The 1,508-nt window shown below is 62.4% G+C and carries 1 protein-coding gene; it reads left to right on the top strand.

Annotated features, from left to right (window positions below; all coding sequences use genetic code 11):
* Positions 1-117: 117 nt before the first annotated feature.
* Positions 118-1,236: an IS110 family transposase gene (locus ASE28_RS27635; RefSeq protein WP_057202909.1), complete on the top strand. Its 1,119-nt coding sequence runs from the start codon at positions 118-120 to the stop codon at positions 1,234-1,236.
* The last annotated feature ends 272 nt before the right edge of the window (positions 1,237-1,508 follow it).

Here is a 1,508-nt window from a genome sequence, read left to right as displayed (position 1 = left end):
TAGACATCATGGTCGCCGCGCCCTGGATAGGCGGCCGGTCTCCGACATCGTAGATTGCGTCCAAGGACGTAGCGCTACATGCTGTGACTTGCGTCGTCAGCAACAAGGAGACCGACCATGCAAGAGAGCAGCAAGATTCACGTGGGCCTGGACGTCCACAAAGACAGCATCAGCATCGCAGCGGCCGAGCCTGGCCGAGTGCCCGGGCGCCTGATAGGCAAGGTCACGCACGATGTGAGCAAGCTGCTCAAGGTGCTGGCCAAGGTCGGCAACGCCGATCAACTGCACATCGTGTACGAGGCCGGCCCCACCGGCTTTGGCCTTCAGCGTGCTCTGCACAGCAGGGGCTACCTGTGCGAGATCATTGCCCCCTCGCAGATCCCGCGCCGCCCTGGAGATCGGATCAAGACCGACGGGCGCGACTGCGTTCAACTGGCCGAATGCTCTCGCGCTGGCCAGTTGACTGCCGTGTGGATCCCCGACCCAGAGGACGAAGCGATCCGTGACCTGTCACGGGCACGCGAAGATGCAGTCAACAGTCGCGTGCAGGCCCGCCACCAACTCAAGGGATTCTTGCTGCGTCACGACGTGCGATACACCGGCAAGACCTCATGGTGTGGGGCCTACTACCGCTGGCTGGGGACACTAAACTTCGGGGCGGGGGCCGCACAGACAGCGTTCACCGAATACTGGCAAGCCGTGACGGCTGCAGATGATCGCGTTGACCGGCTGACGAAGGCGCTGCAGGCCTCGATCACTGGCTGGCGCTTTGAGGCGGTGGTTGGTGCGCTGCAGGCACTGCGTGGCGTCGCCGCGATCACGGCGATTGGCTTGGCAGCGGAGATCGGAGACCTGGGACGCTTTGCCCATCCACGCAAACTCATGGGCTACCTCGGTCTGGTGCCCTCGGAGCACTCCAGTGGTCAGCGCACGAGCCGGGGCAGCATCACCAAGACCGGCAACGCGCACGCCCGGCGGCTGCTGACTGAAGCCGCCTGGAACTACCGCTTCAAGGCGCGCATAGGCAAACAAGCGCAGATCCGACAACAGGATCTGTCCGAGCCGATACGAAGGATGGCATGGACAGCGCAGTTGCGGCTGACACAGCGCTTCGCAGCGTTGAGTGCACGTGGCTTGCAGGCCAACAAAGCCTGCATCGCCGTCGCAAGGGAGCTGGCAGGCTTCGTCTGGGCCATCGGCATGCAGGCGCAGCGCGAGCAGGGCCAGCCAAACTGAAAGGGCATAACACGCAACAGGATCGATCTGGCGATGCGATACGAGCAACGATAGGGCAACCCTCGACGCTCCTACCAGGGCACCGCAAGGCAGATCCCCGATCCTAGAGCGAGGCAGGCCCGCGACGAATCGATGAAGTGCTGGTAACCAATCCGCGGATATGAGTCTGATTCATCGTCGCTGCAAACGCTCGTGTCGCATCACCCGATCGATCCTGAGAGAACGCACACCAAATGAGGCACTGACAGTATTGACAATGGCGACCATATGAG

This window comes from Acidovorax sp. Root219 (genome assembly GCF_001428665.1).
In the GTDB taxonomy this organism is placed as follows: Bacteria; Pseudomonadota; Gammaproteobacteria; order Burkholderiales; family Burkholderiaceae_C; genus Acidovorax.
Note: the sequence above shows the minus strand (reverse complement) of the source record. Positions and strands in the feature narration are given on the sequence as shown.

Excerpts from the sequence above, each read along its gene's own strand:
- ASE28_RS27635 (WP_057202909.1), top strand. The coding sequence starts at position 118 with ATGCAAGAGAGCAGCAAGATTCACGTGGGCCTGGACGTCCACAAAGAC.